The following is a 2,804-nucleotide window of genomic DNA, read 5'->3' as shown; positions in this document are numbered from 1 at the left end:
TCTGCAGCTCTTCGATCATCTGCTGGATCTGCTGCGCCGAACTCTGGGTACGGCTGGCCAGGGAGCGCACCTCGTCGGCCACCACGGCGAAACCACGCCCGGCTTCGCCGGCGCGGGCTGCCTCGATGGCGGCGTTCAGCGCCAAGAGGTTGGTCTGCTCGGAGATGCCACGGATGACTTCGAGGATCTGGCCGATGTTGGCGGCCTTGCCGTTGAGCGCATCGATATGTTCGCAACTGGTGCCGATCTTGGCCGACAGCGCCTGCATGGCGTGCAGGGCCTCGTCGAGCACCTCGCGGCCCTCCTCGCCCTGGGCGCGGGCCGTGCTGGCCTCGCCGGAGGCATGGGCGGCATTGCGGGCGATCTCCTGGGCGGCGGCGCCCAGTTCGTTGATCGCCGCGGCCACGCTGGTGGTGCGCTGGGCCTGGATATCGGACTGCTGCATGGACGACTGCGAGGCCTCCAGCACCCGGCGGGTGCCGTGGTTGAGTTCGCCGGTGCTCTGGGCCACGTCACGGATCGAGGTGTGGATGCGCGCCACAAAGTGGTTGAAGGCCTCGGCCAGGGCGCCGAATTCATCGCGGGACTGCACCGGCAGGCGGCGGGTCAGATCGCCCTCGCCTTCGGCGATGTCGTCCATGGCGCGGGTCAGCTCGTGCAGCGGGCGCAGCAGGACGCGGATGAGCAAGCCCAGCAGCAGGATGATGGCGACCACCGCCACCAGGGTGGCGACGATGGCCAGGTTGCGCGCCTGGGTCACCGGGGCATAGGCCTTGGCCTGGTCGATGGACAGTGCCAGGTACCACTTGACCGAAGGCAGGCCATTGACCGGAGTAAAGCTCACCAGGCGATCGCTGCCCTGCTGGGTGACCGCGTGCAGACCGGGCTGCAGGGACGGGGTCTGCTCGGGGAAGACGTCCTTGAGGGTCTTGAGCACCTGCTCGGGATGGCTGCTGACCAGGATCTTGCCGTCACCGTCGACCAGGAAGGCTTCGCCCAGGCCGCCGACGTTGAGCGAGGTGATGATTTCCACCAGCGCCGAGAGGTTGAGGTCGCCGGCCACCACACCCGCGAGTTGGCCGTCACGCTGCAATGGCGTGGCGATGGTCACGCCCAGCTGTCCGGAAGAGGCGAAGATATAGGGCGGGGTCAGCACCGTGGTGCCGGCGGCGGTGGCGGCCGCGTACCAGGGCCGCTTGCGCGGATCGTAGCCGGCCGGCAGGGTGCGCAGCGGGCGGGTGGTGTAGGTGCCGTCCACCTCGCCCAGGTAGGTGGAATCGAAGGTGCCGGTGTAGATCTTCTGATCCAGCAGGCCGACCAGGCCTTCGGGGGAGCGATCGCGCGCCAGGGTCTGGGCTTCGCCTTCGATGAGCTTGACCCGCGCATCCAGCCAGTAGGCGACGTTGCCGGCGGTGACCCGGCCGGTTTCCGCGAGGTTGGCACTCAGGCTCTGGTCGATGGCCTGGCGTTGCAGATAGGCATTGAAACCCGCGGAAGCGGCCAGTGCGGTGGTGATCACCAGCGCCGCGACCAGCAGGATCTTGTGGCTGAATTTCAGGTGTCGCTTCATACAGGTCTGCGTCCGTGGCCAGAGTGGAGCCATGCCGGATTCAGGGCATGGCGGTCACTCGTTATCGGGCACGTACGTTACGACTTGAGCGGAACGGCAGCCTCTTTTGCGCAGGCCCGCGCTAGATGCGGAAGCCGCCCACCAGCCGCTGCAGGCGGCCGGCCTCGGCTTCCAGGGCGGTGCAGGCCGCCAGGGTGGCCTGGAGGTTGTCGACGCCCTGCTGGTTCAGCAGGTTGATCTCGCTGATGTCCATGTTCAGGGTTTCCACCACCGAGGTCTGCTCCTCGGTCGCGGTGGCCACCGACTGGTTCTGTCCATCGATCTCGCCGATGCGCTCGGTCACGCTGCCCAGCCGCTCGCCGGCGCTCTTGGCCACCTGCATGCTGTGGGCGCTCTGCCGCTGGCTTTCCTGCATCAGGGCCACGGCGTCGCGCGAACCGCTCTGCAGCTCTTCGATCATCTGCTGGATCTGCTGCGCCGAACTCTGGGTACGGCTGGCCAGGGAGCGCACCTCGTCGGCCACCACGGCGAAACCACGCCCGGCTTCGCCGGCGCGGGCTGCCTCGATGGCGGCGTTCAGCGCCAAGAGGTTGGTCTGCTCGGAGATGCCACGGATGACTTCGAGGATCTGGCCGATGTTGGCGGCCTTGCCGTTGAGCGCATCGATATGTTCGCAACTGGTGCCGATCTTGGCCGACAGCGCCTGCATGGCGTGCAGGGCCTCGTCGAGCACCTCGCGGCCCTCCTCGCCCTGGGCGCGGGCCGTGCTGGCCTCGCCGGAGGCATGGGCGGCATTGCGGGCGATCTCCTGGGCGGCGGCGCCCAGTTCGTTGATCGCCGCGGCCACGCTGGTGGTGCGCTGGGCCTGGATATCGGACTGCTGCATGGACGACTGCGAGGCCTCCAGCACCCGGCGGGTGCCGTGGTTGAGTTCGCCGGTGCTCTGGGCCACGTCACGGATCGAGGTGTGGATGCGCGCCACAAAGTGGTTGAAGGCCTCGGCCAGGGCGCCGAATTCATCGCGGGACTGCACCGGCAGGCGGCGGGTCAGATCGCCCTCGCCTTCGGCGATGTCGTCCATGGCGCGGGTCAGCTCGTGCAGCGGGCGCAGCAGGACGCGGATGAGCAAGCCCAGCAGCAGGATGATGGCGACCACCGCCACCAGGGTGGCGACGATGGCCAGGTTGCGCGCCTGGGTCACCGGGGCATAGGCCTTGGCCTGGTCGATGGACAG

The 2,804-nt window shown here is 68.2% G+C and carries 2 protein-coding genes; both read right to left on the bottom strand.

Features of this window, described 5'->3' with window-relative positions; all coding sequences use genetic code 11:
- Positions 1-1,570 (bottom strand): methyl-accepting chemotaxis protein (locus PVZ77_RS19630; RefSeq protein WP_273808251.1); only part of this gene is annotated, 1,570 nt, incomplete at its 3' end.
- Between the two features lie 121 nt (positions 1,571-1,691).
- Positions 1,692-2,804, bottom strand: a 1,113-nt coding sequence (locus tag PVZ77_RS19625; RefSeq protein ID WP_273808250.1) for a methyl-accepting chemotaxis protein, incomplete at its 5' end; no start/stop codon positions are given.

Source organism: Pseudomonas sp. SHLD1 (assembly GCF_028640935.1).
GTDB classification, from domain to species: domain Bacteria; phylum Pseudomonadota; class Gammaproteobacteria; order Pseudomonadales; family Pseudomonadaceae; genus Chryseomonas; species Chryseomonas aestiva.
Note: the sequence above shows the minus strand (reverse complement) of the source record. Positions and strands in the feature narration are given on the sequence as shown.